At 72.4% G+C, this 26,770-nt stretch carries 19 protein-coding genes; 12 read left to right on the top strand and 7 right to left on the bottom strand.

What is annotated here, in order from left to right:
* Position 1: 1 nt before the first annotated feature.
* From J2S42_RS02545 to chrA, 3 genes are read left to right on the top strand one after another with little or no spacing between them, the layout of a single operon-like run.
* Positions 2–475 carry a Chromate resistance protein ChrB gene (locus J2S42_RS02545; RefSeq protein WP_307234793.1) on the top strand — a complete coding sequence of 158 codons (474 nt, stop codon included), beginning with the start codon at positions 2–4 and terminating at the stop codon, positions 473–475.
* Positions 472–900 carry a chromate resistance protein ChrB domain-containing protein gene (locus J2S42_RS02540; protein WP_307234791.1) on the top strand — a complete coding sequence of 143 codons (429 nt, stop codon included), beginning with the start codon at positions 472–474 and terminating at the stop codon, positions 898–900. The genes J2S42_RS02545 and J2S42_RS02540 overlap by 4 nt, the downstream gene beginning before the upstream one ends.
* Positions 901–908: 8 nt before the next feature.
* Positions 909–2,282, top strand: a complete 1,374-nt coding sequence (gene chrA / locus J2S42_RS02535; protein WP_307234790.1) for a chromate efflux transporter — start codon at positions 909–911, stop codon at positions 2,280–2,282.
* 53 nt (positions 2,283–2,335) lie between these two features.
* Here the strand turns inward: chrA and adhE are convergent, their stop codons facing one another.
* From adhE to J2S42_RS02515, 4 genes are all read right to left on the bottom strand, one after another.
* The gene (gene adhE / locus J2S42_RS02530) at positions 2,336–4,987 is read right to left on the bottom strand and encodes a bifunctional acetaldehyde-CoA/alcohol dehydrogenase (protein ID WP_307234788.1); all 2,652 of its coding nucleotides are present in this window, start codon (positions 4,985–4,987) and stop codon (positions 2,336–2,338) included.
* Positions 4,988–5,254: 267 nt separating this feature from the next.
* Positions 5,255–8,170: an ATP-binding protein gene (locus J2S42_RS02525; RefSeq protein ID WP_307234786.1), complete on the bottom strand. Its 2,916-nt coding sequence runs from the start codon at positions 8,168–8,170 to the stop codon at positions 5,255–5,257.
* Between the two features lie 132 nt (positions 8,171–8,302).
* On the bottom strand, positions 8,303–10,924 hold the full coding sequence (locus tag J2S42_RS02520) for an ATP-binding protein (RefSeq protein ID WP_307234783.1): 2,622 nt from the start codon (positions 10,922–10,924) through the stop codon (positions 8,303–8,305).
* 159 nt (positions 10,925–11,083) lie between these two features.
* Entirely contained in the window at positions 11,084–11,728 is a 645-nt protein-coding gene (locus tag J2S42_RS02515; RefSeq protein ID WP_307234781.1) for a DUF4360 domain-containing protein, read from the bottom strand.
* A gap of 428 nt (positions 11,729–12,156) precedes the next feature.
* On the opposite strand from J2S42_RS02515, the gene J2S42_RS02510 reads away from it, so the two are divergent.
* On the top strand, positions 12,157–12,807 hold the full coding sequence (locus tag J2S42_RS02510; RefSeq protein ID WP_307234780.1) for a DUF4360 domain-containing protein: 651 nt from the start codon (positions 12,157–12,159) through the stop codon (positions 12,805–12,807).
* 4 nt (positions 12,808–12,811) lie between these two features.
* On the opposite strand, the gene J2S42_RS02505 is transcribed toward J2S42_RS02510, so the two are convergent.
* Positions 12,812–13,342, bottom strand: a complete 531-nt coding sequence (locus J2S42_RS02505) for a nitroreductase family deazaflavin-dependent oxidoreductase (protein WP_307234778.1) — start codon at positions 13,340–13,342, stop codon at positions 12,812–12,814.
* Between the two features lie 119 nt (positions 13,343–13,461).
* Between J2S42_RS02505 and J2S42_RS02500 the strand changes: the two genes are divergently transcribed.
* Positions 13,462–14,709 (top strand): FAD-dependent oxidoreductase, encoded by a 1,248-nt coding sequence (locus tag J2S42_RS02500; protein WP_307234776.1) that lies wholly within the window; start codon positions 13,462–13,464, stop codon positions 14,707–14,709.
* Positions 14,710–14,717: 8 nt separating this feature from the next.
* On the top strand, positions 14,718–15,194 hold the full coding sequence (locus J2S42_RS02495; protein WP_307234775.1) for a MarR family winged helix-turn-helix transcriptional regulator: 477 nt from the start codon (positions 14,718–14,720) through the stop codon (positions 15,192–15,194).
* Between the two features lie 42 nt (positions 15,195–15,236).
* On the opposite strand, the gene J2S42_RS02490 is transcribed toward J2S42_RS02495, so the two are convergent.
* Entirely contained in the window at positions 15,237–16,700 is a 1,464-nt protein-coding gene (locus tag J2S42_RS02490) for a PepSY-associated TM helix domain-containing protein (protein WP_307234773.1), read from the bottom strand.
* A 233-nt stretch (positions 16,701–16,933) separates the two neighbouring features.
* Here J2S42_RS02490 and J2S42_RS02485 point away from each other — a divergent pair, with 233 nt between their 5' ends.
* The 3 genes from J2S42_RS02485 to J2S42_RS02475 all read left to right on the top strand — a co-directional run bounded on the left by J2S42_RS02485 (position 16,934) and on the right by J2S42_RS02475 (position 19,945).
* Positions 16,934–17,404 carry a DUF2243 domain-containing protein gene (locus tag J2S42_RS02485; protein WP_307234771.1) on the top strand — a complete coding sequence of 157 codons (471 nt, stop codon included), beginning with the start codon at positions 16,934–16,936 and terminating at the stop codon, positions 17,402–17,404.
* Positions 17,401–18,237, top strand: coding sequence for a cytochrome c oxidase assembly protein (locus J2S42_RS02480; RefSeq protein WP_307234769.1), 837 nt, complete (start codon positions 17,401–17,403; stop codon positions 18,235–18,237). The genes J2S42_RS02485 and J2S42_RS02480 overlap by 4 nt, the downstream gene beginning before the upstream one ends.
* A 100-nt stretch (positions 18,238–18,337) precedes the next feature.
* The gene (locus tag J2S42_RS02475; protein ID WP_307234767.1) at positions 18,338–19,945 is read left to right on the top strand and encodes a methyl-accepting chemotaxis protein; all 1,608 of its coding nucleotides are present in this window, start codon (positions 18,338–18,340) and stop codon (positions 19,943–19,945) included.
* 247 nt (positions 19,946–20,192) lie between these two features.
* On the opposite strand, the gene J2S42_RS02470 is transcribed toward J2S42_RS02475, so the two are convergent.
* Positions 20,193–22,244: an RICIN domain-containing protein gene (locus J2S42_RS02470; RefSeq protein WP_370879138.1), complete on the bottom strand. Its 2,052-nt coding sequence runs from the start codon at positions 22,242–22,244 to the stop codon at positions 20,193–20,195.
* Between the two features lie 302 nt (positions 22,245–22,546).
* Here J2S42_RS02470 and J2S42_RS02465 point away from each other — a divergent pair, with 302 nt between their 5' ends.
* The 3 genes from J2S42_RS02465 to J2S42_RS02455 all read left to right on the top strand — a co-directional run bounded on the left by J2S42_RS02465 (position 22,547) and on the right by J2S42_RS02455 (position 26,762).
* Entirely contained in the window at positions 22,547–24,181 is a 1,635-nt protein-coding gene (locus tag J2S42_RS02465) for a glycoside hydrolase family 27 protein (RefSeq protein ID WP_307234765.1), read from the top strand.
* Positions 24,178–25,536 carry a glycoside hydrolase family 43 protein gene (locus J2S42_RS02460; RefSeq protein ID WP_307234764.1) on the top strand — a complete coding sequence of 453 codons (1,359 nt, stop codon included), beginning with the start codon at positions 24,178–24,180 and terminating at the stop codon, positions 25,534–25,536. Before J2S42_RS02465 ends, J2S42_RS02460 begins: the two co-directional genes overlap by 4 nt.
* A 62-nt stretch (positions 25,537–25,598) precedes the next feature.
* Entirely contained in the window at positions 25,599–26,762 is a 1,164-nt protein-coding gene (locus J2S42_RS02455) for a cellulose binding domain-containing protein (RefSeq protein ID WP_307234762.1), read from the top strand.
* Positions 26,763–26,770: the final 8 nt, after the last annotated feature.

The following is a 26,770-nucleotide window of genomic DNA, read 5'->3' as shown; positions in this document are numbered from 1 at the left end:
CATGTCCGGTGAGTGGGTGCTGCTCGCCTACCGCGTGCCCCGGCAGCCGCCCCGGCCGCGGATCGCGATCTGGCGGAAACTGGAGCGCCTCGGTGTGGCGCGGCTCGGTGACGGGCTGGTCGCGCTGCCCGCCGACGCCCGTACCCGGGAGCATCTGGACTGGGTGGCCGAGGAGATCGCGGAGGCGGGCGGCTCGTCCACGGTGTGGCTGGCGGCGCCGGGCACGGAGGCGCAGGAGCGGCAGGTGGCCGGCGAGATGCGCGCCGCCCGCGCCGCCGAGTACCGGGTGGTGGCCGAGGAGGCCACCGCCGCCGCGGGCCTCGACCACCCGGCCCGGGTCCGCGCGGTCCGGCGGCTGCGCGGCGAGCTGCGCCGGATCGGGCAGCGCGACTACTTCCCGCCGCCGGAGCGTGCGACCGCCCGTGACGCGGTGCGGGCGCTGGCCGGCGCGGCCGACCGCGAGGAGGCCCGATGAGGTGGGTGACCCGCCCCGGCGTGCACATCGACCGCGCGGCCTGCGCGTGGCTCATCCGCCGGTGCGTCGACCCGGACGCGGAGTTCGTCTTCGCCGACCCGGCGGCCGTGCCCGGCGACGCCACGCCGTTCGACATGCGCGGCGCGGAGCTGGGCCACCACGGCGGTGACTGCTCGTTCGAGACGATCCTGCGCCGCTACGACCTGGCCGACCCGGCGCTGTGGCGGATCGCCGAGATCGTGCACGAGGCCGACCTCGCCGACGAGCGCTTCGACGCGCCGGAGGCACCGGGCGTGGACGTGCTGCTGCGCGGGCTGTCCATGACGCTGACCGACGAACAGGTCCTGGCCGTCAGCGGCCCCCTCTTCGACGGCCTGTACGAGTACCATCGCCGCGCCCTGCTGCTCGACCGACCGCCTGCCTGAGGAGTGCCATGACGACGACCGCGCCCCGCACCGACGTGGTGCCGTTCGGCCAGGCCGTGCGCGCCTGGTTCGCCATCTCGCTGCAGACCTTCGGCGGCCCGGCCGGGCAGATCGCGGTGATGCAGCACCACCTGGTCGACGAGCGCCGCTGGATCGGGCAGCAGCGGTTCCTGCACGCGCTCAACTACTGCATGCTGCTGCCCGGGCCGGAGGCGCAGCAGCTGGCGATCTACGTCGGCTGGCTGCTCAACGGCCTGCGCGGCGGGCTGGTGGCCGGCACGCTGTTCGTCCTTCCGGGCGTGGTGGCGCTGCTCGCGCTGTCCGGCGTCTACGTCGCCTACGGGGACACCACCGTGGTGACCGCACTGTTCGCCGGGCTCGGCCCGGCCGTGGTGGCGATCGTCGCCCAGGCCGTCTGGCGGGTCGGCGGCCGGGCGCTGGCGAACCGGGTGCTGGTCGGCTTCGCGGTCGCCGCGTTCGCCGCGCTGGCCGTGTTCGGTACGCCGTTCCCGGTCGTCGTCGCGGCCGCGGCGCTGGCCGGCTGGGCACTGCACCGGTGGCGCCCGCGGCTGGTCACCACCGGCGGCGGCCACGGCGCCGCGTCGGACGGCCCGCAACCGCTGATCTCCGACGACGCGCTGCACCACGAGCGGCCGTCCGCCCGGCGGACCGCCACCGTCCTCACCGTGGGCCTGATCGCCTGGTTCGCGCCGGTCGCCGCGTTCGCGCTGGCCACCGGCGGCGACAGCGTCTACACCCGGCAGGGGCTCTTCTTCTCCGGCACCGCGGTCGTCACGTTCGGCGGCGCGTACGCGGTGCTGGCGTTCGTGGCGCAGCGCGCGGTCGAGCACTACGGCTGGCTGACCGCCGGTGACATGGTTCGCGGGCTCGCACTCGCGGAGAGCACACCCGGCCCGCTGATCATGGTGGTGCAGTTCGTCGCGTTCCTCGGTGCGTACCATGACCCGGGCCCGCTCGACCCGTGGACCGCCGGTGTCGCGGCGTCGCTGCTGACCACCTGGGTGACGTTCGTGCCGTGCTTCCTGTTCGTGCTGCTCGGCGCGCCGTACATCGAGCGGCTGCGCGGCAACCGGGCGATCTCGGCCGCGCTGACCGGCATCACCGCCGCGGTCGTCGGCGTGATCGCGAATCTCGGCCTGTACTTCGCGCTGCACACGCTGTTCGCCCGCACCCGTGATCTGGACGCCGGCATCGTCCACCTCACGCTGCCCGATCCCGGCACGCTCCGGCCTGTGCCGATGGCCATCACGGTCGTCGCGGTCGCGCTGATCTTCTGGCGGAAGTGGTCCGTGCTGCGCGTGCTCGCGGTCTGCGGCGCGCTCGGCCTCGCGGCCGGCCTCGCCGGCCTCCCCGGCGTCTGACCTGCATCGCCGGGTACGGGCGCGGCCGGGTGCGGCCGCGCCCGTGAGCGTGCCTACGACGCGGCCCGTGCCTTCCGCGGGCGGGGTGCGCGCTGCTCGGCGGCCGCGGCCCGGTCGCCGTAGTACGCGGTGCGCATCAGCTCCCGCATGTCGTCCAGCATCGGCATGCGGGGGTTGGCCGGTGCGCACTGGTCCTCGTAGGCGTTGAGCGCCTGCTGCGGCAGCGAGTCCAGGAACGCGCGCTCGTCCACGCCGGCTGCCCGGAACGAGCGGGGAATGCCGACCTCGTCGCGCAGCCGTTCGATCGCGGCCGCGAGGGACTCCACGCCCTCGGCCGGGGTGGCGGCGGGCAGCCCGAGCATCTGCGCGATCTGCTGGAAGCGCTCCGGCGCCCGGTAGCTCTCGTACTTCGGCCAGCCGGTCAGCTTCGACGGTGTGCTGCCGTTGTAGCGGATCACGTGCGGGAGCAGGATCGCGTTGGTACGGCCGTGCGCGACGTGGAACGTGGCGCCGAGCGTGTGCGACATGGCGTGCACGATGCCGAGGAACGCGCTGCCGAACGCCATGCCCGCGATCGTGCCGGCGTTGTGCATGCGCTCCCGCGCCACCGGGTCCGAGGCCCCGCCGTGCACCGCCCGGGACAGGTGGCCGAAGATCAGCCGGATCGCGTGCAGCGCGAGGCCGTCGGTGAAGTCGCTGGCGTAGACGGACACGTACGACTCGATCGCGTGGGTGAGCGCGTCGAAGCCGCTGTCCGCGGTGACCACGGCCGGCAGGTCCGCGGCCAGCACCGGGTCGACCACCGCGACGCTCGGCGTGAGCGCGTAGTCCGCGAGCGGGTACTTCTTGCCGGTCGCGGTGTCGGTGATCACGGCGAACGGAGTGACCTCGGCGCCGGTGCCGGACGTGGTCGGGATGCAGACGAGTTTCGCCAGGTCGCCCAGCGTGGGGAACTTGAACGCGCGCTTGCGGATGTCGAAGAACTTCTCCCGCATGTCGGCGAACACGACCTCCGGGTGCTCGTAGCGCAGCCACATGACCTTGGCCGCGTCCATCGCGGAGCCGCCGCCGAGCGCGATGATCGTGTCCGGCCGGAACGAGCGCATCAGCTCCGCGCCGCGGTCCACCGTGGCCACGCTCGGCTCCGGCTCGACGTCGTCGATGATCTGCAGCGCGACCCGCTCCGGGCGGCGGTGCAGCACGGAGATGACCCGGTCGACGTACCCGAGCCTGGTCATGGTGTGGTCGGTGACCACCGTGACCCGGTGCACGTCCGGCATGTCGGCCAGGTACCGGATCGCGTTCGGCTCGAAGTAGATCTTCGGCGGCACCTTGAACCACTGCAGGTTGTTGGTGCGCCGCCCGACGCGCTTGATGTTGATGAGATCCACCGCCGTGACGTTGTGCGAGACCGAGTTGCGGCCGTAGCTGCCGCAGCCGAGCGTGAGCGAGGGCAGGAACGCGTTGTACATGTCGCCGATGCCGCCCTGCGACGCCGGCGCGTTCCAGATGATCCGCACCGCCTTGACCCGCCGGCCGTACGCCTCGGCGAGTTCGCCGGACGCGGTGTGGACGACCGCGGAGTGCCCCAGCCCGTGGAACTCGACCATCTGCTCGGCGAACCGGATGCCGTCCTCGGTGTCGCGTGCGGTGAGCAGCGCCAGCACCGGGCACAGCTTCTCCCGGGTCAGCGGTTCGGCCGGGCCGACCGCGCCGACCGGCACGATGATGATCGAGGTGTCCGGCGGCACCTCGAAGCCGGCCTGCTCCGCGATCCACACCGGGCTCTTGCCGACCACCGAGGCGTTGAGCTTCGCGCCGGCACAGTCGGTGCCGTCCGCCGCGACACCGAACATCAGCTTCTCCAGCGCGGTCTTCTGCTCCGGCGTCGCCACGTGCGCGTGCAACGCCCGGAACTCGTCCAGCGCGGCCGCCAGGATCGGCTCGTCGACGATCACCGCCTGCTCGGACGCGCAGATCATGCCGTTGTCGAAGCTCTTCGAGAGCACGACGTCGTTGACCGCCCGCTTCAGGTCCGCCGACTTCTCGATGTACGCCGGTACGTTGCCCGCGCCGACGCCGAGCGCCGGCTTCCCGGCCGAGTACGCGGCCCGGACCATCGCGTTCCCGCCGGTGGCCAGGATGACCGACACGCCGTCGTGGTGCATCAGCGCCGCCGTCGCCGCCACCGACGGCTCGGTGATCCACTGTATGCAGTGCTCCGGCGCGCCCGCCGCGACCGCCGCGTCCCGCACCACCCGGGCCGCCTCCGCGCTGCACTCCTGCGCCGACGGGTGGAACGCGAAGATCACCGGGTTGCGGGTCTTCAGCGCCAGCAGCGCCTTGAAGATCGTGGTCGACGTCGGGTTCGTCACCGGCGTGACCGCGGCGACCACGCCGACCGGCTCCGCGATCTCGGTGACCCCGGCGACGTCGTCGCGGTTGATCACCCCGACCGTACGGACACCGGCCATGTGGTTCGTGACGTGCTCGCACGCGAAGATGTTCTTCACGGCCTTGTCCTCGAACACGCCGCGCCCGGTCTCCGCGACCGCCCGCCCGGCCAGGTCCGCGTGCCGGCTCAGCGCGGCCACGGACGCCTTCTTCACGATCTCGTCGATCTGCTCCTGCGTGAAACCGTCGTAGTCGGCAAGGGCCTTCAGCCCGTGCCCGACCAGGACGTCGATGACCGCGTCGGTCGTCATCCGGATCACTCCACCCTCGTTGATCGGTGCCGGTTCCCAGCCTCGTCGCGGGGCCGCGATTCGGTCAGCGGCGACCGGTACCCGCCGGTGGGACCTTCGGCCCTGCCGCGGCACACCCCGCGGAGGGACGGTCGGATCGACGGATGCCGGTCCGGAGGGACTACCGCACGATCGGCTTCGGCGGCTCACCCCGCCCGGTCGCGGTGGCCGGCGGCCACACCGGACGCGGGCCACCGGCACACGCCCCGGTACGGAGACCGCGGCGGATCAGGCCCTCCAGCGGCGTTCGATGGTGACCAGGGTGCCGGTGGAGGAGGGGGTGACCTGGACGTCGCCGAACGCGTTCATCAGGACCGCGCCGCGGCCCCGGTCACGGGCCGGCGGACGGGCCCGCCAGGTGCCGAAGTCCTGGACCTCGATCCGGATCAGACCGTCCCGGGCCCGGAGCCGGACCTCGATGTGCGGCCGGCTGGGCTGCTGGGCATGCTCGACCGCGTTGTTGACCGCCTCGGTCGCGGCGATCTGCAGGTCGTAGAGCAGGTCGGGATCGATTGTGTCCTCGGGCAGCACCGCACGCAGATCGTTGCGGACGGCCCCGGCGGCACTCGGCGCCAGCGGGTAGATCCAGACGACGTCGGCGTCCGGCAGCCCGCCACCGGACCCGGCGGCCGGAGGGGCCGGTGCGGACGCGGCCTGACCGGGTATGACAACGGCCCGCCCGGCAACCTCCGTTTCCGAACCGGCCGCCCCCGGGTGACCGGTTCCGGGGGCATCGGCGGTGCGGGCCGTGACCGCCGCCGGGGGACCGGCGGCGCCCGCCGGGGCCGTCGCGCCGGCGGTACCGGCCGCCGCGACGCGATCAGTGGCCTCGTTGCGATCGGGCGCCGCGGCGGGGCCGGGGGGCGCGGTGGCGGATCCGGCCGGGGCGGCCGGCCGTGGCCCCGCCGCGGTGGAGAGGCCGGCCAGGCGGAGGCCGGTGCGGACCCGGGCGATCAGGTCGGCGGCGGTGAACGGCTTGACGATGTAGTCGTCGGCGCCGGCGTCGAAGCCCTCGACGCCGGAATCCTCGCCCGCGCGCGCGGACAGCATCAGGATCGGCAGGCGGCGGGTGGCCTCCTCCCGGCGCAGCGCCCGGACCAGCGTGAACCCGTCGGAGCGGGGCATCATCACGTCGGTGATCAGCAGGTCGGGCAGGTCGGCCCGGATCGACCGCAGCGCGGCCTCGCCGTCACCGGCGGTCCGCACCGACCAGCCCTGCGCGGTCAGCAGCCGGGTCAGATACGCGCGCATGTCGGCGTTGTCGTCCGCGACCAGGATCCGCACCTCGGACCCGCCGCCGGCCGATTCCGTGGCGGTGCCCGCACCAGCGGCGGTGCCGGCACCAGCGGCGGTGCCGGAAGCGGTGCCGGGGACGTTGTGGTCGTCGAGCCAGCCCGTGGCCTCGCGGACCGCCGCCCGTGCCGCCGCCAGCGGCTGCGGGTCCGCCGTCCGCGGCACGTCCGTCGCGTCGACGGCCGCCCACGGCAGCGTCACGGTGAACGTGGTGCCCTTGCCCGGCGTGCTGTCCACGGTCACGTCCCCGCCCTGCAACCGGGTCAGCTCGCGTACCAGGGCCAGCCCGATCCCGGTGCCCTCGTGGCTGCGCGACCGCGCGCCGCGTACCCGGTGGAAGCGGTCGAACAGGTGCGGCAGCTCCGCCGGGTCGACGCCGATGCCGGTGTCGCCGACCGTCAGGCGGACCGCGTCCGGGCCGGCGTGCAGGGCCACCCGTATCTCGCCGACGAACGTGAACTTGAGCGCGTTGGAGAGCAGGTTGGTGACGATCCGCTCCCAGTGCTCCGGGTCGACCGCGACCGGCCGGGGCAGCGGCGGGCAGTCGACGACGAGCCGCAGGCCGGCGCGTTCGACCGCGGCGCGGAAGACGGCGGTGAGTTCGCGGGTGACGGCCGGCAGGTCCAGCCCGGCCGGGTTCGCCCGGGCACGGCCGGCCTCGACGCTGGAGAACGTCAGCAGGTCGTTGACCAGGGACAGCATCCGGCCGGCGTTACGCCACGCGGTGTCCACGCGTTGGCGCTGGACCGGGTCGAGCGGCGCGGCCGGGTCGGCGAGCGCGTCGGCCAGCGGGCCGAGCATCAGCGTCAGCGGGGTACGGAACTCGTGGCTGACGTTCGTGAAGAAGTCCGTCTTGGCCCGGTCCAGCTCGGCCAGCGCGGCGGCCCGGGCGCGTTCCTCCTGGTAGGCGCGTGCGGTCCGGACCGCGACCGCGACCTGCTGGCCGAGCAGGGCGAAGAACGACCGGTACGTGTCGTCCAGCGCACGGCTCGGGCTGACCCCGGCCAGCAGCACGCCGACCGGCTCGCCCGGCCCGGCGGCCGGCAGCGGCTGGGCCAGCGTGACCCGGACCGGATCGTTCCACGGCCCGGCGGGGACGGTGATCCGGCCGCCGACATCGGTCACCTGGACCTCGCCGGTCGCGGCTGCCGCCCGTACCCCCCAGTGGTCGTGATCGTGGATCTCGGCCGGCAGCGCCCGGGCGGCGGCGCCGGTGGTCGCGACGCGGCGCAGGACGCCACCCTCGCGCAGGTAGACGGCGGCGAACGGCACATCGAGCGGGTGCTCGCCGATCGCGTCGCACAGGCCGGCGCAGGTGCGGTCGACGTCGTCCAGCGCGCCGCCGGCGGAGAGTTCGCGCAGCAGCCGCAGCCGGCGTTCGCCGACGACCTGTTCGGTGACCTCGCTGCACACCGTGAGCACGCCGACCGTGACGCCGTCGTCGTCGCGGGCCGGCGCGTGCGAGACGCTGAAGTACGCCTCCTCGCGGTAGCCGGACCGGTTGAGCAGCAGTTGCAGCGCCGGCACCCAGCTGGCGACGCCGGTGGCCATCGCCTCGCTGATCAGCGGCCGGAGTACGTCCCAGCCCTCGGCGAGCGTGATCCGCACGTCCAGGCCGAGCGCGGCCGGGTGCCGGTCACCGATCAGCGCGGAGTAGGCGTCGTTGTACAGCTGGGTGAAGTCCGAGCCCCAGAGCAGCAGCATCGGGTACCGCGAGGAGAGCACGATCCGCACCGCCGCGCGCAGGCTCTGCGGCCAGCCGGACACCGGACCGAGGTCGGTGCGCGCCCAGTCGAGGGCGGCCATCAGCCGCCCGGTCTCGCCGCCGGAGGCGAAGAGATCGCCGGTCACCGCTACCCCCTGTCCTGGCCGGTGGTGTCATACCCGGCCAGCCGACTTTCGCACATCCTCCGGCACCCTCGTGACGAGGGCCGGTGTGCGGACCCTCCGTGGGGTGACCCCCGGGGTGCGGCGCGCGCCGGCTCAGCCCCGCGCGCGGTCCGCGGCCAGTGCGACGGTCAGCAGCCGGCCGAGCAGCGCGAGCAGCGGCTCCGCGTCGGCCATCCGCGGGTCGCCGGTGTGATTGGCCGGGTCGAGCCCGCAGATGGCACCGAACAGGCTCCCGTCCGGCTCGGTGATGACCGCGCCGGCGTAGGTGCCGATCTCGAGCAGCGCGTTGACGCCGGCGTTCGCGTAGGCCGGCACCTGGCGTGCGTCCAGCGCGACCGCGGGTGCGGTACCGGCGGCCATGTGGATGCAGTAGCTCTGCTCCCAGGGGTGACTCTGCCCCTGCCGGAGCCCGTAGCCGTTGTCGGCGTCGAGGTAGAGGTAGGTCTGCCGGCCGTTCTCCACGCGGGTGACCGACCAGAACGCCAGCGGCATCCGTTCGTGCAGGTAGTCCAGGACCAGGCCGGCGGCGCGCTCGAACGACGGCGCGGGCGGCCGTGCGGGGCCGGGGGCCGGTCCGGGGGCGGGGCCGGGCGCCGGGGCCGGGCCGGGCTGCGGAGCCGGGCCGGGCTCGGGCGCCGGGTCCTCGGTCACGGGCTCGGCAGGTACGGTGATCGCGTCCGCGGGCAGCGTGAGCACGATGCGGGCACCGGTGCCCGTGGGATTGCCGGTGGCGCTGATCGTGCCGCCGTGGCGTTCCACGATGCGTTTGCAGATGCCCAGGCCGAGACCCGTGCCGTGGTATCCGCCGCCGAGGTGGGCGCGGTGGAAGTTGTCGAAGACCGACTTCCGCTGATCGAGCGGGATGCCGATGCCGTTGTCGTCGACGGTCACGGTGACGCGCCCGTCCGCGCGGGCGGTGCCGACGCCGATCCGCGGCGTCACGCCGGGCGCGGTGTACTTGACGGCGTTGCCGATCAGGTTCTCCAGCAGCTGCCGGACCAGCACCGGGTCGGCGTACACGTGGTCCAGCGCGCCGATGTCGAACGTGGGTACCGGGGTACCGTTGCTCTCCGCCTGGTCGATGCGGGCGGTGGCGATGTCGCCGGCCAGCTCGTGCAGGTTCACCACGGTCGGCTGGAGCGTGGCGTCGCGCGCGGTGGTGTACGCCAGCAGGTCGTTGATCAGGTTGCGCATGCGGGCAGCGGCTCGCCGGATGCGCCGCGTCGCGTCCGTCATCTCGGCCGTGGCCGGGTGGTCACCGCGCTCGGCGAGGGTCTCGGCGAGTTCCTCGCTCCACCCCTCGACCGTGGTGAGCGGGTTCTGCAGGTCGTGCGCGACGGTGCCGGCGAACGAGGCGAGCTCGTCTCGGTGCCGTCGCTCCGCGGTCACGTCGTGGAACACGGTGACCGCGTAGCGGCGGCCGTCGGTGCCGTCGGGCAGCGCGGTGGAACTGACGCTGAGCAGCCGGCCGTCCGGTACGCCGGGGTTGCGGATCAGGATGTCCATGTTCCGCACGCCCGCGCCGTTGAGGGCCCGCCGGTAGGGCATCTCGTCCGGGGCCAGCGGCCGGCCGTCCGGATGGAACAGGCCGTAGTAGCCGGGCTGCGCCATCCGGCCGGTGTCGCTCGTGACGCCGCCGGCGAGCCGGCTCACCGCCGGGTTGCGCAACAGGAACCGGCCGTCCTCGTCGACGACGGTGAGGCCCTCGGCCATCGACTCGACGATGGCGCTCAGCATCCCGGCCTGCCGGCCCGCGGCGTGCTCGGCCGAGCGGACCTGCCTGACCAGGGCGGCCCGCTCGTCCCGGCCCAGCGCCAGCGCCAGGCCGACCACCGCGATGACGCCGACGAACGCCTGTGCGACCAGCGCCCGGGCGGCGTGCGAGGGGATGTGGGCGAAGACGCCGGTGCCGTGCAGCGTGAACAGCACCGCCAGCGTGCCGAACGCCAGGTCGTGCAGCACCACGAACGTGGTGTGCAGCCGCTGGGCGGCCCACACGGTCAGCACGAAGACGGTGAACGCCAGTGGCAGCCGGTGGTCGACGCCGAACACGGCGGTGTAGACCGCGGCGGAGAGCAGCACGACGAACAGGTACTCCAGCCGGCGGCGCGGCGGAACGTCCCGCCAGTGGTGCCAGACCGGGCGCCGGGCCGGGTCCCGGCGCCGGGCGTGCACGAGCTGGCCGAGGCGGATGCCGGCCGCGCCGATCAGCAGGATGCTCACCGTGTTGCGGGTCAGCCACACCGCGGTCGCCGGCCACGAGTAGAAGCCGTTGACCACCCATACCCCGGTCGGCCCGAGCGCCGCGCCGCACACGGTGCCGGCGAAGGCGGCGGTGAGCAGGCGCCACAGCTCGGCCAGCCGCGCCAGCGGCCGGTGGCCCCCGCCGCCCCACAGCCGGGGCAGCCACCGCCGGAACAGCCAGGCGAAGACCGACGCCTGTACGAGGTTGGCGGCGACGAACCACAGCGCCAGCGTGGCGGGCGCGCCGGTCGCCATGTTGATCACGACGGTGACCGCGGCCAGCGCCGCGAGGTCCAGGATCCGCCACCGGGAGTCGTACTGCACCAGCAGCCACAGGGCGGACACCCCGGCGGCCGGCCAGACCAGGCTCAGATTCGTCTCGTCCAGCACCGTCAGCCGGCCGGCGTACGTCGCGCCGGCGTATACGAGCGCGAACGCGATCGTACGGACCAGCGACGTCCCGAAGCTCATCTACTGTCCCGTGCCGCTCTTCGTCAACAGTCGTGCCGAGACCGTCAGGCATGCCTCACCCAGGACATCGGCAGTGCGCGGTGGTACCTGAGAGGTCGGGCGCACGGTGGCGGGGGCCGCCGGTGCCCCGGAGCCCCCGCCACGGTCGGGCCGGTCGTGTTACCGGCAGCGCTGCCATGCGAAGTGGTAGGTGGTGGAGATGCTGCCGTCGGTGGAGTCCATGGTCAGGAAGCTCGCGGTGGTCGAGGTGCCCTTCGACACCCGCAGCTCCGTGTTGATGTTGAGGTTGCGCAGCTCGCCGCACGGGTGCCAGACGACCGCGGCGATCGGGACCTCGTCGCTGGCGATCCAGTTGTCGTCCAGCGGCGCGGTGATCGGGTGGTTGACGTAGGTGCCCTGCGTCATGCCCTGGAAGTAGTAGTTGGCCCGCTGGGAGGCGACCGCACCGGTCTGCAGCAGCCCGTACCCGCGGTAGTCGACCTTGGTGATCGCGAACGTGAAGCCCTGCGGAACGTGCACCAGCACGTTGAGCTGGCAGTTCTTGCGGCCCTCGGTGGTGGCGATGCCCGGGCCCGCCTGGGCCAGGTAATCGCTGTAGATCGCGGTGAACGCGGTGTTGTCCGGTGAGACCGCGACGGCGGCCGAGCCGGGCCGGCAGCCGGAACCGGCCATCGCCACGAGATCGATGACGATGTGATCGGCCGGCGGATCGTCCAGGATGTTTCCGGCGGACGCGGGCGAGCCCGCGAACAGTGAGGCGGCGATCAGCGCCAGTGCGGTTCCGGCTTGCAGCAGTTTACGCATGGAACTCCCTCCGTGGTGAACGACAGTGCGCGCGCCGGGACAACGGTAAAGGCGACATAGATGAACGTCAATGTTTAAACTCTGGTCCCATTGTGCAGTAAATGGATGGCGATGCTGGGCCGGGGGAATTGGTATACCAACCACTTGCTAGGGTTGGCGCGAAGGGCATTTCGAAAACGACCCAAATGCGTGTCTAACGTACGGCCGAACGCGGTATAGATCGATTTCACCACCATCGTTAACATCGATCAACGCCAATGCTTGTGCGAGGGGCATGGTCGGGCATACATTCTCTAGCGGCAACCGGCCGGAGCCCTGACGTACCCCATCACAAGAATCTTGGCGGGGCGGCGCGTGATGGGCCGGATTGGCGATGAGGCGTCCGCGAGGCACCGGTTGATATCGCAACCATGACGGGAAGGAATGCAATGAGAAGAAACCCCGCCGGCGCGAGGCACGCGGTTCTCGCCGCCGCACTCGGCACGGTTCTTGCCCTGCCGCTGTCCGCGCCGGCGCACGCGGGCCAGGTCGCGGCCGCCGTCCCCGAGGGCGCGGTCACCGTCGAGGTGCTGGCCGCCAGTGGCTCCGGCTGCCCGCCCGGCACGGCGTCGGTGACCACCAAGTCCGACAAGTCCGGCTTCCGGATCAGGTACTACGACTTCGTGGCCTACTCGGGTGGCGGCGCCGCCCTGGTGGAGCGTCGCAAGAACTGCCAGATCGGCGTCCTGATCACGGTTCCGGCGGGGTGGACGTTCGCGATCGCGGAGGCGGAGTACCGGGGCCGCGCCCGGCTGCACTCCGGCGCGACGGCCCTGCAGCGCACGAACTACTACTGGCAGGGCTCGTCCGAGAACAGCAGCACCGAGGAGACCTTCACCGGCCCGCTCGGCGGCTTCTGGTCGACCCGGGACGTGGCGCCGGTGCTGATCTACACGCCCTGCACCGCGCAGCGGGTCCTGAACGTCAACACCGAGCTGCGCGTGGACGGCGGCACGTCCGGCTACACCAGCAGCATGTCGATGAACACCGGCGAGGGCGACGTGGACACGCTGTTCAACGTCAGCTGGACGCGGTGCTGAATCGCTATCCATGATCGCGGAGGGCTCCCCGGGGCCCTCCGCGTACCGCTGTGCGGGGCCGGACCCGGAAAACCGGAAAAGCCGATGCCGCGGTACGGAGTTCGGCCTCGGACGATCCGGCCGTGATCGGCATGTGTGGTCTCGCTCCGGGCGCGAGCCGCAGGTAGCGGCGCAACACCGGCGGGCGCTGCTCCGCCGGCACCTCGGTCAGCAGCACGGCCTCGCGGCGGCCCCGGCGCAGCACGGCCCGGCCGCCGGCCGCCCGGACGTTGTGCACCCAGTTGGCCCGCTCGCCGAGCATCGAGACCAGATAGCGGTCGTCGCCGAGCGTCGCGACCACGACCGGCACCGATATCGGCCGGCCGGTGCGCCGCCCGGTCACCTCCAGTGTCACCGCCCGGCGCGGGGACAGCAGGCCGGCGCCGTACTGCGCCGCGTCCAGCCGGTTCAGCCAGCGGGCGAGCCGCCCGGGCCGATCATCGGGATACATCCGGCGTTTCGCCGCGTACAGCCGGTCCCGCAGCCATCGACGCATGTGCGCCTCCTTTGCCGGCTGCAGCATGCGCCGCCCGGCGTGCGCCCGGCAGGGCCGATCGGCCCGGAGTGGCATGCCGGTGGCCTTGCCCAAATCATCTTAGTCATTAAGATAATCATATGGGCATATCGACCGACTTCTCAGTGACGATCGCCGGTGCCGGCCTCTCCGGCCTCTGCCTCGCCCAGTACCTGGTGCGCGCCGGCATCGACGTGCACGTCTACGAGCGCGATCCCGGCCCGTTCGTCCGGCGGCAGGGCTACCGGATCATCCTCGACCGGTACGGGCTGTCGGCGCTGCGCGAGAGCCTGCCCCGCCCGCTGCACCGGCTGGCGCTGGCCACCGGCGACGAACCCGGCGGGCACCTGCGCTTCACGGACAGCCGGCTGCGGGACGCGTTCACCATCACGTTCAAGGACGAGCCGCACGCGACCCGCCAGGTCGACCGGCTCACGCTGCGGTCGATCCTGCTCTCCGGGCTGGACGGGCGCGTCCACTACGGCCGGTCCGCGGTCGCGGTGGAGGACGGCGGCCCGGCCGGGCTCCGGCTCCGGTTCGCCGACGGTGGTGCCGCCGGCGCGACCGTCGTGGTGGGCGCGGACGGCGTCGGCTCGGCGCTGCGCGCACAGCTGATGCCGGACGCGGGCCCGGAGAACACGCCGATGGCCGGCGTCTACGGCCGGTCGCCGCTGCGGCGCGACGGCGTCAGCGTCATCCCGGACGCGCTGCGCACCAGCGGGGTCCTGGCGCTGGCCGACCGGCCGGGCCGCGCGTTCTTCTTCACCTCGATGCGGTTCGGCGAGAGCCCGCGGGACGCGTTCGCCCGGCTCGCCCCGGGCAGCTACGCGCCGACCGGCGACGACTACGTCATGTGGGGCCTGCTGCTGCGGCAGGCGGAGGTGCCCGCCGGCGTCCGCGGGGACCTGCTGGCGCTGCGGGACCTGGCGGCCCGGATGAGCGCGGACTTCCACCCGCTGATCCGGCGGCTGGTCGACACGGCCGAGCTGGACTCCACGGTGCTCAACCTGTTCGCGACCGGCCGGCGCCCGGTCCGGTGGGCGGTGCCGCGCGCGACGATGATGGGCGACGCGGTGCACGTGATGCCGCCGTTCGGCGCGCACGGCGGCAACACCGCGCTGCGCGACGCGGCGCTGCTCGGCCGGCGGCTGGCCGAGGCGCGGGCCGGTGGCACGACGGTGGAGGACGCGATCGCCGGCTACCAGGACGAGATGGTGCCGTACGCGTTCCGCGCCGTGGACACCGCGGCCGGGCTGATGCGCCGCCTCACCGGCGGCGCGGCCGCACCGCACTGGGTGCTGACCCGGCTGCTACCGCGGCTGCACCCGGTCACCGTACCGGAGGCATGATTGCGGGCATGCCCGATGAGCGTGCCGCCGCGATCGCCGACCTGATGCGCGCCGGGCGGGAGATGACGCGGCTGTCCACGGTGTTCCGGTCCACGATCGCGGACCGGCTCGGCCTCACCGTCAGCGACCTGGAGTGCCTGGACTTCCTGGCCGACGCCGGCTCCGCCACCGCCGGGCAGGTCGCGGCGCGGACCGGCCTCACCACCGGCGCGGTGACCAGCATGCTGCGCCGGCTCCAGCAGGCGGGCTACGTGACGGCCGAGCGCGACCCGGCGGACCGGCGGCGGGTGATCGTCACACTGCGGCCGGAGCGGGCCGCCGAGCTGGAGCGGCCCTACGAGCGGTTCGCCGCGCGGGCCGCACAGCTGGCCGAGGGCTACAGCGCCGGTGAGGTCCGGCTGCTGGCCCGGCACTTCGCCCGCATGCAGGCGATGTACCTCGCCGAGCTGGACGACCTCCGCGACGTACCGGCCCGGCCGGGGTGACCGCTGACCGCGATCGCACCGGCCGGGCCGGGCGGCGTCGGCTCAGCTTCCCGTCGGCGCCGGCGACACCGGAACCTCAGCCCGGTCACCGCGCCCGTTGCCGCGCCGGTCGCGGACCGTGGTCACGATCGCGTCGACGACGACGAAGGCCGCGAGCGGGATGCCGAACAGCGGCAGCGCCCAGCCGATCGCGAACACGACCAGGATCCCGGTCACGATCGCCCAGGCCGGGACCGTGCGCCAGTCCACCCGCGCCGGTGCCGCACCGGCGAGCGCGCGGCGCCCGTCCCGCGTCGGCCGGCGCTGCCACCACATCCGGTAGCCCCAGAAGATGATGCAGAGCAACCCGAGCGCGAGCGCGGCCAGCACGATCTGGTTGACCGGGCCGAACAGCAGCCCCATGTGCGCGTTGATGCCCCAGTTGGTGAGCTTCGCGGTGAACGGCCAGTCGGCGAGGTCCACCCGGTCGGTGACCGTGCCGGTGGCGGTGTCCACCGCGACGCTGTCCAGCCGCTCCGGGAACTGCGTGTCGATCTGGCTGACCTTCCATGCCGTCCGCGCGTCGGCCGGCGGCACGATCGAGACCGGCCCGTCCAGGCCGTTGTCCCGGGCGACCGTGACCGCGGTGTCGATCCCGTCCGGGTCCGTGGCCGTGGCCGGCACGGCACCGCCACCGTGGTGGCCACCGGCCTCGGCGCCCGGTGCGCCGGTGAGCGCGGTCGACACGGACGGCGTGCCGCCCTTGATCTGGTCGATCAGCAGCCCGAAGTGCGCACCGGCGTAGTTCGACCAGGTCAGACCGGTCGCGGACAGGCCGAGCAGGCCGACCAGCAGCCACGCGCCGACCGCACCGTGCCAGCCCCGGGTCCGGCGCACGCCCTTGCGGGCGGACAGTTCCGGAGCGAAGAGCTTGCGCACGGTACGGCGGCGCCGCCACCACAGCACGATCCCACCGAGCGCGATCACCCACAGCCAGCTCGCGGCCAGCTCCGAGTAGAGGTTGCCGGCCGGGCCGAGGTGCAGGTCCCGATGCAGCACGTCCAGCCAGGCCTGCAGCGGCGTCCAGCCGAACTGGGTGGTCAGCTGCCCGGTCACCGCCCCGGTGTACGGGTCCACGTAGACGGTGTGCACCTTCTCGGCCGCGGCCAGCTCCGGCACCGAGAAGTCGACGTGGGTGGTCCATTCGCCGCCCTTCACCCGTACCCCCGTGATCGTGCCCTCGGGGTGTGCGGCGCGGGCCGCGGCGAGCTGCTGCGAGACCGGGACGGTGTCGCCACCGGCGTCGGCGACCAGCAGCTCGTCGGCGTAGATGATCCGGTCGAGCGTCGGCGTGGAGACGAACAGCAGACCGGTGACGGCCGCGACGATCAGGAACGGCGCGATCATCAGGCCGGCGTAGAAGTGCACGCGCAGCAGCAGCGCGCCGAACGCGGACCCGCCGTTCGCGCGACGGGGGACGGGTGTCGAGGCCGGGGCGGGCGCGGTGACCTCGGGGGTGACGGACATCGGCGTTTCCTCGTCTTGGGCGTCGCCGGCGCACCAGGGCGTCGGCCTCCGGGCGGGGGCAGCCGACCCGCCCGGATTCCCCACGACCACCGGGGCGTCGGCGGAGACCGGCGTCACGTGCTGGTCTCCGCCGGGGTAGTCGTGCCGCGAGCCGGTTCAGTTCCCGGCATCGCCGTTTATCCACAGGGGAGCGGGGCATACCGACTCCTCCCGTCCGCAGGAGGAGGCCTTCCGTGCCCGCCATCGCCCGCCTCGACGACACCCGGCCGGCCGTGGCCACCGGGCGCAACGTGCTCTCCGGTGCGCTGCTCGGCCTCGGCACCGCCGCGTTCGCCGACGAGGTGATCTTCCACCAGCTGCTGCACTGGCACCACTTCTACGACCGGTCCACGCCGGCGATCGGGCTGGTCTCCGACGGGCTGTTCCACGCGTTCAGCTGGTTCGCCACGGTCGCGGCGCTGTTCCTCCTCGCCGACCTGCGCCGCCGGGCCGCGTTCAGCGCGGCACGCTGGTGGGGCGGGCTGCTGCTCGGCTCCGGTGGGTTCCAGCTCTACGACGGCACGCTGCAGCACAAGGTGATGGGACTGCACCAGATCCGGTACGACGTGGACCTCACCGCCTACGACTGGACGTGGAACGTCATCGCCGCGCTGCTGGTGGCCGCCGGGGCGGCGCTGCTGGTCCGCGCGCGCCGGACACCATGACGTCGCCGGTACCGGCCTGGTGTCTCGCCACGGTGCTGCTCGGCACCGCGCTGCTCTACCTGCTCGGCGTCGTCGCCGTGCGCCGCCGGGGCGGCTGGTGGCCGGCCGGGCGGGCCGCCTGCTGGGCCGCCGGGCACGTCGCCGCGGCCGCCGCGCTGCTCGGGCCGCCCGCGCACGCCGCACACCACGACTTCACCGCGCAGATGACCGGGCACCTGCTGCTCGGCATGATCACCCCGCTGCTGCTGGTGCTGGCCGCACCGGTCACGCTGGCCCTGCGCGCGCTGCCGGTGGCCCGCGCACGGACGCTGTCGCACCTGCTGGCGAGCCGCCCGGTGCGCACGCTGACCCATCCGGTGACCGCGGCGCTGCTCAACGGCGGCGGCCTGGGGGCGCTCTACCTCACCGGGCTCCACCGGGCGATGGGCGAGCACGCGGGGGTGAACGTCGCGGTGCACGCCCATGTGGTGCTGGCCGGTTACCTGTTCACCGCCGCGATCGCCGGCGTCGACCCGGCGCCGCACCGGCCCGGCCCGCGGGTCCGGGCGGCCGCGCTGATCGCGTTCCTGGCCGCGCACGCGATCCTGGCCAAGCACCTGTACGGCCACCCGCCGGCCGGGGTGCTCCCGGCGGACGCCCGGGCGGGTGCCCAGCTGATGTACTACGGCGGGGACGCCGTCGACCTGGCGCTGATCGTGGTGTTCTGCCGGCAGTGGTACCGGGCGGCGGACCCGCGGCGGCGGGACCGGCCGGTCACGCCGCGCATCCCGCACCAGCGGCCGCCCCGGGCGCCGTGGCGGCTGCCGGCACCGGTCGCGGCTGATCGCGGCTGATCACGGCTGATCACGGCTGAACGCGGCCGGGAAACGCTCAGGTCGGTGGTGTCGCGTCCGATGGGGCCTCGGTAGTACATACGCACCGAAGGGACCCGCCATGTCGGCCGGCACCACCGCACCGCGGTCGCGGAACTGGTTCGCGAACCTCCCGGTGAACACGAAGATCCTGTCGATCGTGGTGGCGATGGCGATCGCCGCCATGGCCATCGCGTACACCGGCTACAGCCGGTTGCAGGTGCTGGACCGGGAGAGCCGCGCGCTCTACACCGACAGCGTCGACCCGCTGGTGCAGCTGGCCGCGATCTACCAGCCGTACCAGGGTATGCGGGGCCGGGTGCTGGAGTACGGCGTCGCCTCCGCCGCCACGCGCGCGGATCTGAAGGAGGAGATCGACGAGCGGGAGGCGCGGGTCACCGACGGTGTGGCGAAGTATCTGCCGTACGCGGCCGACCCGGCGCAGATGGCCGCGTTCACCGACAACTTCACGAAATTCGTGGACATCTCCCGGAACACGCTGATGCCGCTGGCCGACCGCGGTGACACGGCGGGCTTCGCCACCGAGTACCGCGCGACCGTCCTGCCGATCATCTCGGCCGCGGCGGACGCGATGGACGCGGAGAACGCCGCCCAGTCGGCGAAGGCCAAGGCGAAGGCGGACAGCAACACCGCGGTGGCGAACGCGGCCGAGCGGCTGGTCGTCATCGTGCTCGTCGTCGGCCTGGTGATCGCGATCGCGCTGGCGCTGTACGTCGCCCGGCTCATCGTCCGGCCGCTGGCCCAGGTGGAGACGTCGCTGGCCGCGATGGAACGCGGCGACCTCACCGTCACCGCGCACGTGACCGGCACCGACGAGGTCGGCCGGATGGCCGGCCTGCTCACCCGGGCACAGTCCCAGTTGCGCGAGGTGATCGGCTCGGTGGGCAACGCGGCGCAGGGGCTCGCGGCCGCGGCGGAGGAGACCTCGACGATCGCGGACCGGATCGCCCGGAACGCGGACGAGGCCTCCAGCCAGGCACGCCTGGTGTCGGCCGCCTCGGAGGAGGTGTCGCAGGGCGTGACCACGGTCGCGGCCGGGTCGGAGGAGATGGGTGCGGCGATCGGGGAGATCGCGCAGAGCGCGGGCGCGGCCGCGGAGGTGGCCGGCCAGGCGGTCGCGGTCGCGGAGTCGACGAACCAGACGATCGCGACGCTCGGCGAGTCGTCCCGGCAGATCGGTGACGTGATCAAGGTGATCACGTCGATCGCGGAGCAGACGAACCTGCTGGCGCTGAACGCCACGATCGAGGCCGCCCGGGCCGGCGAGGCGGGCAAGGGCTTCGCGGTGGTGGCGACCGAGGTCAAGGACCTGGCGCAGGAGACCGCGCGGGCGACCGAGGACATCTCCCGCCGGGTGGAGGCGATCCAGAACGACAGCGGTCAGGCGGTGACCGCGATCCGGGAGATCGCCGAGGTGATCGGCCGGATCAACGACTACACCACGACGATCGCGTCCGCGGTCGAGGAGCAGTCCGCGACCACGGCGGAGATGAACCGCAACGTGGCCGAGGCGGCGTCCGCGACCGGGCAGATCAGCGCCAGCATCGACAGCGTCGCGGCGAACGCCCGGACCACGGCCGAGTCGGTCGCGGACGCCCAGCGTTCCGCCGCGGAGCTCTCCCGGATGTCCAACGAGCTGCGCACGTCCGTCGCCCGCTTCGTCTACTGAGCGCCGGCGCGGTCAGACGGCATCGACCGGCGTGTCAGTGATGTGATGATTCCGCGATACCGGGGCCCGCAGTCGTCCGGGCGGCCGCCCGGACCGCCCGTACGTGGGCGGCCGGGAACGGGTTCTGCCGTGCCCGTGGGTTCGCCGGCGGCTTCCTCAACGGCCGCCCCGCCGGCAACCGCCGCGGCACCGTCTGCCTGAGGTGATCGCCCGGCCGGACCGCTGACGCGGCGGCCGGGCGATGCGGCTACGGCGCCGTCACCTGGAACCTGTTCACGGTGACCGCGCCGCCGAGCGCGGTGGTGGCGTAGTTGAACACGCCGAACCGGTAACCCATGAAGAACTGCCAGTTGTTGTTCAGCGTGAACGCGGGGCCTAGCGGGGTGAACGTGGTGCCGTTCGTGCTGTACGAGAACGTGGCGGTGCGGCCCGCGCCGGGGCGGATGTCGGCGGTGACCCGCAGCCAGATCCGGCCGCCGCTGACCGGCGCACCGGCCTGCTCCGCGCCGGTGCCGGTGGTGGTCCAGCCGTTCGTGGACATGCTCAGGCCGTTGGTCATCGAGACCCGGGTGGTGCCGTTGTCCTTGCGGATGCCGATCCAGGCGGACTGGTCGCGCAGCATGGCCAGCCCGGCGCGGTCGCCGTTGGCCATCGCGCTGTAGTCCAGCTCGATCGTGGCGGTGGAGGACGGGCCCTGGATCCGCCGGGTGAGCGTGTTGCGCGCGTTGTAGAGGTCGTTCGTGACGGTCGCGGTCTGCAGCCGCAGCCCGTTGCCGATGCTGTAGCGGCCGGTGTCCGGGTTGTGGTTCCACTCGTACTGCGGGCCGAGCGGGCCGGAGGTGAACGTGTCCGTGCCGGTCATCGGCGCCACCGTCTTCGTCGTGCTGATCGCCGGCTTCGGGTAGGTGGCGCCCCAGCGGCCGTTGACCGTGGTCAGCACCGGCCAGTCGCCGTTCCAGGTGATCGGCGCGAGCGTCGGCATGCGGCCGCCCGGGTAGGCGTCGGTGAACGCCATGTACCACCAGTCGCCGTTCTGCGTCTGGACCAGCCCGCCTTGGTGCGGTACGCCGCCGCCGGCGATCGGGCCGGGCAGGTCGAGCAGTACCTGCCGCTGCTCGTACGGGCCCCACGGGCTGGTCGAGCGCAGCACGTACTGGCCGTTGGCGGGCCGGGTCAGCCAGATGTAGTAGTAGTTGCCGCGCTTGTACATCCGCGCGCCCTCAAGCGTGCCGATGTTCGACGGGGTCTGGTAGACCGTCTGCGAGCGGACCTCCGCGGTCAGGTCGGCGTTGAGCTGGGCGACGCTGATCGTGCCGTTGCCGTAGGCGACGTACGGGGTGTCGTTGTCGAACAGCAGCCCGGCGTCGTAGTAGCACTTGTTGATCCGGGCCCGCTTCGACCAGCCGCTGCCGGCGGACGCGGACGTGTAGACGTAGGTGCGGTTGAACTCGGTGCAGCCCAGCCAGTAGAACGTGTTGTTCGCCGGCCGGTGGTTGAACGCCGAGGCCCAGATGCCCTTGACGTAGGCGCGGCCGCCGGACAGGTCGTAGGCGCCGGAGTCGAAGTCCAGCCGCGGCACCGAGTGCCCCGCGTACTCCCAGTTGACCAGGTCGTAGGAGCGGAGCACGGGCGCACCGGGGGAGTAGTGCATCGTCGAGGCCGAGTAGTAGTAGGTGTCCCCGACCCGGATGATGTCCCCGTCCGCGAAGTCCTGCCACACGACCGGGTTCGTGAACGTGCCGCCGGACGGTGGCGCGGACCCGGCCGGGACGAGCTGCCACTGCTGGTTGGTGCCGTCGTAGTCGGCGTACTGGACGATGTTGCCGCCGTCCGCGGTCGACGCGTTCTGCACCTCGAGCGCCTTGCCGCTGTTGCGGTTGAGCAGCCGTACGTGGCCGTCACTGGAGTCGGCGACGCGGAACTGCTGGTTGACGCCGTTGCCGTCGGCCCATTGCACGATCGCGGCACCGTCGGCCGTGGACAGGTTGTAGACGTCGAGCACCTTGCCGGACAGCCGGGACTTGATCCGGTAGTAGCCGTTGCCGGAGTCGACGAACTGCCACTGCTGCTGGGCGCCGTCGTTGCGGGTCCACTGGGTGATCCGGGCGCCGTCGGTGGTGGCCAGGTTGTAGACGTCCAGTGCCTTGCCGCTGTTGCGGTTGACCAGCACGTACCAGGCGCCGGTGTCGATGACGGCGGCGTGCGCGGCCCGGGCCGTGACGATCGCGATCCCCGCGGTGACGAGCAGGAGGAACGCCGTGACCAGTGCCGTGGCCGTGCGTCGTGGGAGGTGTGTCACGTGCTGCTCCTCGATGGCCGTGTTGGCGCTCACATCCGTGTGCCGCGCAACGTATTTATGGTCGGCTATGTTGCCATTACGTTTCCGCGTACTCAAGGGGGTGCGTCTTCGGGATCACGGTAAATCGATGCTGCGGGAAGTGTTATGTGCGAGGTGGTCTGCGGGTCGGACTCTCGTACGTACCGTGGGGAAATCGCTTTTAGATTCTTGCACTTGAATGTCTTGAAACATTCTGGCAACGTGGCGGACGGGCATGTTAGCGCTCTCATCCAGCCCCGTCATGCCCGGAGAGGTCGAGAGTCATGAGACGGTGGAAAGCCTTTCTCGCCACGGTGGCGCTGCTGGTGCCGGCCGCCGCGTCCGTCATCGCCGCGACGCCGGCGCACGCCCTGGACAACGGGGTGGGCCGCACGCCGCCGATGGGGTGGAACAGCTGGAACACGTTCTTCTGCAACATCAACGAGCAGCTGATCCGGCAGACCGCGGACAGCATCGTCAGTTCCGGCATGCGCGACCTCGGCTACCAGTACGTCGTGGTCGACGACTGCTGGATGTCACCGAACCGGGACGCGAACGGCAACCTCCAGGCCGAGCCGTCCCGTTTCCCGAGCGGCATGAAGGCGCTCGGCGACTACCTGCACGCCCGCAACCTCAAGTTCGGCATCTACCAGGCGCCGCTCGACCAGACCTGCGCGCAGTACTTCGACTCCTACCCGGGCGCGACCGGCAGCCTCGGCCACGAGGTCCAGGACGCCCGGCAGTTCGCCGCCTGGGGGGTCGACTACCTCAAGTACGACTGGTGCTCGCCGACCGGCACCATCAACGAGCAGGTAGCCACGTTCGCGAAGATGCGCGACGCACTGGCCGCCACCGGCCGGCCGATCCTCTACAGCATCAACCCGAACAGCATCCACGAGAAGACCGGCCCGCAGCGCGACTGGGGCGACGTGGCGAACATCTGGCGCACCACCGAGGACATCACGCTCGCCTGGGACACCGGCCAGACCAACGGGTACCCGATGGGCGTCAAGAACATCATCGACGTCACCGTGCCGCTGGCCCGCTACGCCGAGCCGGGCGGCTTCAACGACCCGGACATGATGGAGGTCGGCCGCGGCACGCTCACCGACACCGAGCAGCGCTCCCACTTCGCCATGTGGGCGGTCATGGCGGCCCCGCTGATCGCCGGCAACGACCTGCGGTCGATGTCCGCCGCCACCCAGACCATCCTGAAGAACCCCCGGCTGATCGCGATCAACCAGGACACCCTCGGCCGGCAGGGCGTGCAGGTCGCCGGCGACCCGAGCCACCGGGTGCTCGCCAAGCGCCTGGCCAACGGCGACGTGGCGGTCGCGCTGTTCAACTCCGGCAACGCCACCCGCACCATCTCCACCACGGCCGCCGCGATCGGCAAGAGCGGCGCGTCGTCCTACTCGCTGGTCGACGCGTGGACCGGCGCGACCACCACCACCGGTGGCACGATCAGCGCCAGCGTGCCCGCGCACGGCACGGTGGTCTACCGGGTCAGCGGCGGCACCACCGGCGATCCGCAGACACCGGCGTCCGGCGGGCTGGCCAGCGCCGCCTCCGGCCGGTGCCTGGACGTGCCGAACAGCAACACCGCCAACGGCACCCAGCCGGTCATCTGGGACTGCAACGGCGCACCGAACCAGAACTGGACCGTGACCGGGCAGAGCCTTCAGGCGCTCGGCAAGTGCCTGGACGCGCCGATCGGCGCCACGGCCGGGGCGAAGGCGCAGCTGTGGGACTGCAACGGCGGCACCAACCAGCAGTGGACGTTCCAGGCCAACGGCACGATCCGCGGCAACCAGTCCGGGCTCTGCCTGGACGTCAACGACAACCAGACCGCGAACGGCACGCTCGTGCTGCTGTGGACCTGCACCGGCGCGGCCAACCAGGTGTGGAGCCGGCGATGAGGGCCCGGATCACCGCGCTGCTGTGCGTGCTCGCGTTCCTGGTCGTCCCCGCCGGGCCGGCCCGCGCGGACAACCCGATCGTGCAGACCATCTACACCGCCGACCCGGCACCGCTGGTGCACAACGGCCGCGTCTACCTCTACACCGGCCACGACGAGGACGGGTCCACCTGGTTCACCATGCGCGAGTGGCGGGTCTACTCGTCCGCCGACATGGTCAACTGGACCGATCACGGCTCGCCGATGAGCGTGGCCACGTTCGCCTGGGCCAGCGCGGACGCCTGGGCCGGGCAGGTGATCGCGCGTAACGGGAAGTTCTACTGGTACGTGCCGGTGACCAGCCGGGCGACCGGGCGGATGGCGATCGGCGTCGGCGTGTCCAGCAGCCCGACCGGGCCGTTCACCGACGCGCTCGGCCGGCCGCTGGTCGAGAACGGCGAGATCGACCCGTCCGTCATGATCGACACCGACGGGCAGGCCTACCTCTACTGGGGCAACCCCAACCTGTGGTACGTGCGGCTGAACACCGACATGATCAGCTACACCGGCGGCGTGAACCGGATACCGCTCACCACGGCCGGGTTCGGCACCCGCACCGGCGACGCGAACCGGCCCACGCTGTACGAGGAAGGGCCGTGGGTCTACAAGCGCAACGGCCTGTACTACAACGTCTTCGCGGCGAAGTGCTGCTCCGAGTTCATCGCCTACTCCACCGCGCCCGGGCCGACCGGGCCGTGGACCTACCGCGGCACGATCATGCCGACCCAGGGCAGCAGCTTCACCAACCACGCCGGCATCATCGACTTCAACGGCGGGTCGTACTTCTTCTACCACAACGGCGCGCTGCCCGGCGGCGGCGGTTTCACCCGCTCGGTCGCGGTGGAGAAGTTCACCTACAACGCCGACGGGACCATCCCGACGATCACCATGACCACGGCCGGTGCGCCGCAGAACGGCACGCTCGACCCGTACACGCGCCAGGAGGCCGAGACCATCGCCTGGAGCGCCGGTGTGGAGACCGAGCGCGCGTCCGAGGGCGGCATGAACGTCGGCTTCCTCGAGAACGGTGACTACATCAAGGTCAAGGGCGTCGCCTTCGGCGGTGGCGCGGCCACGGTCACCGCCCGGGTCGCGTCGGCCGCCGCCGGTGGACGCATCGAACTACGGACCGGCAGCCCCACCGGTACGACCGTGGGCACCTGCACCGTGCCGGGCACCGGCGGCTGGCAGAGCTGGGCGACCGTCTCCTGCCCGGTCAATGGGCTGACCGGCACGCAGGACCTGTACCTGCGGTTCGCCGGCGGCAGCGGCTACCTGTTCAACGTCGACTGGTGGCAGTTCGCCCGCGCGAGCTGACCACGGCACAGCACCGAACGGCTCCGTTCGGCCCGGCGCGACCGCACGCGATGGAGGAAGCGATGAGAAACAGAACGATGATCGGCGCGGGCCTGGTGGCCGTCGCGGTCGGCGTCCTGGCACTCGGCGCCGGGCCGGCCGGGGCCGCGGTGGGCGGCTCCGGCCCCTACCCGGCCGACTACGAGACCTCGGCCGGGCTGCCGAACCACACCGTCTACCGGCCGCAGAACCTGCCGGCCGAGCGGCTGCCCGTGCTCGTCTGGGGCAACGGCGGCTGCGCGTCGAACGGCACCGCGCAGGTCAACTTCCTCCGGGAGATCGCCTCGCACGGCTTCCTGGTCATCGCCAACGGCGCGCCGAACGGCTCCGGGTCCACCAGCGCGCGGATGCTGACCGAGTCGATCGACTGGGCCGTCGCGGAGAACGCGCGGTCCGGCAGCCGGTACTACGGCCGGATCGACACCTCCGCCGTGGCCGTCGCGGGCTTCTCCTGCGGCGGGCTGGAGGCGTACGCGGTCTCCGACGACCCGCGGGTCACCACCACACTCATCTTCAGCAGCGGCCTGCTCACCGACGCCGACGACTACCAGCTGCGCCGGCTCACCAAACCGATCGCGTACTTCATCGGCGGGCCGGGCGACATCGCCTACCCGAACGCCGTCGACGACTGGGGCAAGCTGCCGTCCGGGCTGCCCGCGTTCATGGGCAACCTGAACGTCGGGCACGGCGGCACCTACGACCAGCCCAACGGTGGCGAGTTCGGCCGGGTGGCCGTGCTGTACCTGAAATGGCGGCTGAAGGGCGACGTCTCGGCCGGCACCGCGTTCGCCGGTGCCGGCTGCGGGCTCTGCGGCGGTCCCTGGCAGGTGCAGCAGAAGAACCTGAGCCTCGGCGGCCCGGCGCCCACCACCCCGCCGCCGACCGGCGGGGCCACGGCCTGCACCGCGGTCTACACGGTGCAGAACCAGTGGAACGGCGGATTCGTCGCCGGTGTGACCGTCACCGCGGGAAGCGCGGCGATCGACGGCTGGCGCGTCACGCTCAGCCTGCCGTCCGGTGCGTCGGTCACCTCGGTCTGGAACGCGGCCGGCACCGGCACCAGCGGCACCGTGACGATGACCAACGTGGCGTACAACGGGCAGCTGACCCCGGGCCAGAGCACCACGTTCGGGTTCCAGGGCACGGGCACCGGCGCCGGCGCCGGGACGACCTGCACCAACATCTGACCGCCACC

The organism is Catenuloplanes indicus (assembly GCF_030813715.1).
Classification (GTDB): Bacteria; Actinomycetota; Actinomycetes; order Mycobacteriales; family Micromonosporaceae; genus Catenuloplanes; species Catenuloplanes indicus.
Note: the sequence above shows the minus strand (reverse complement) of the source record. Positions and strands in the feature narration are given on the sequence as shown.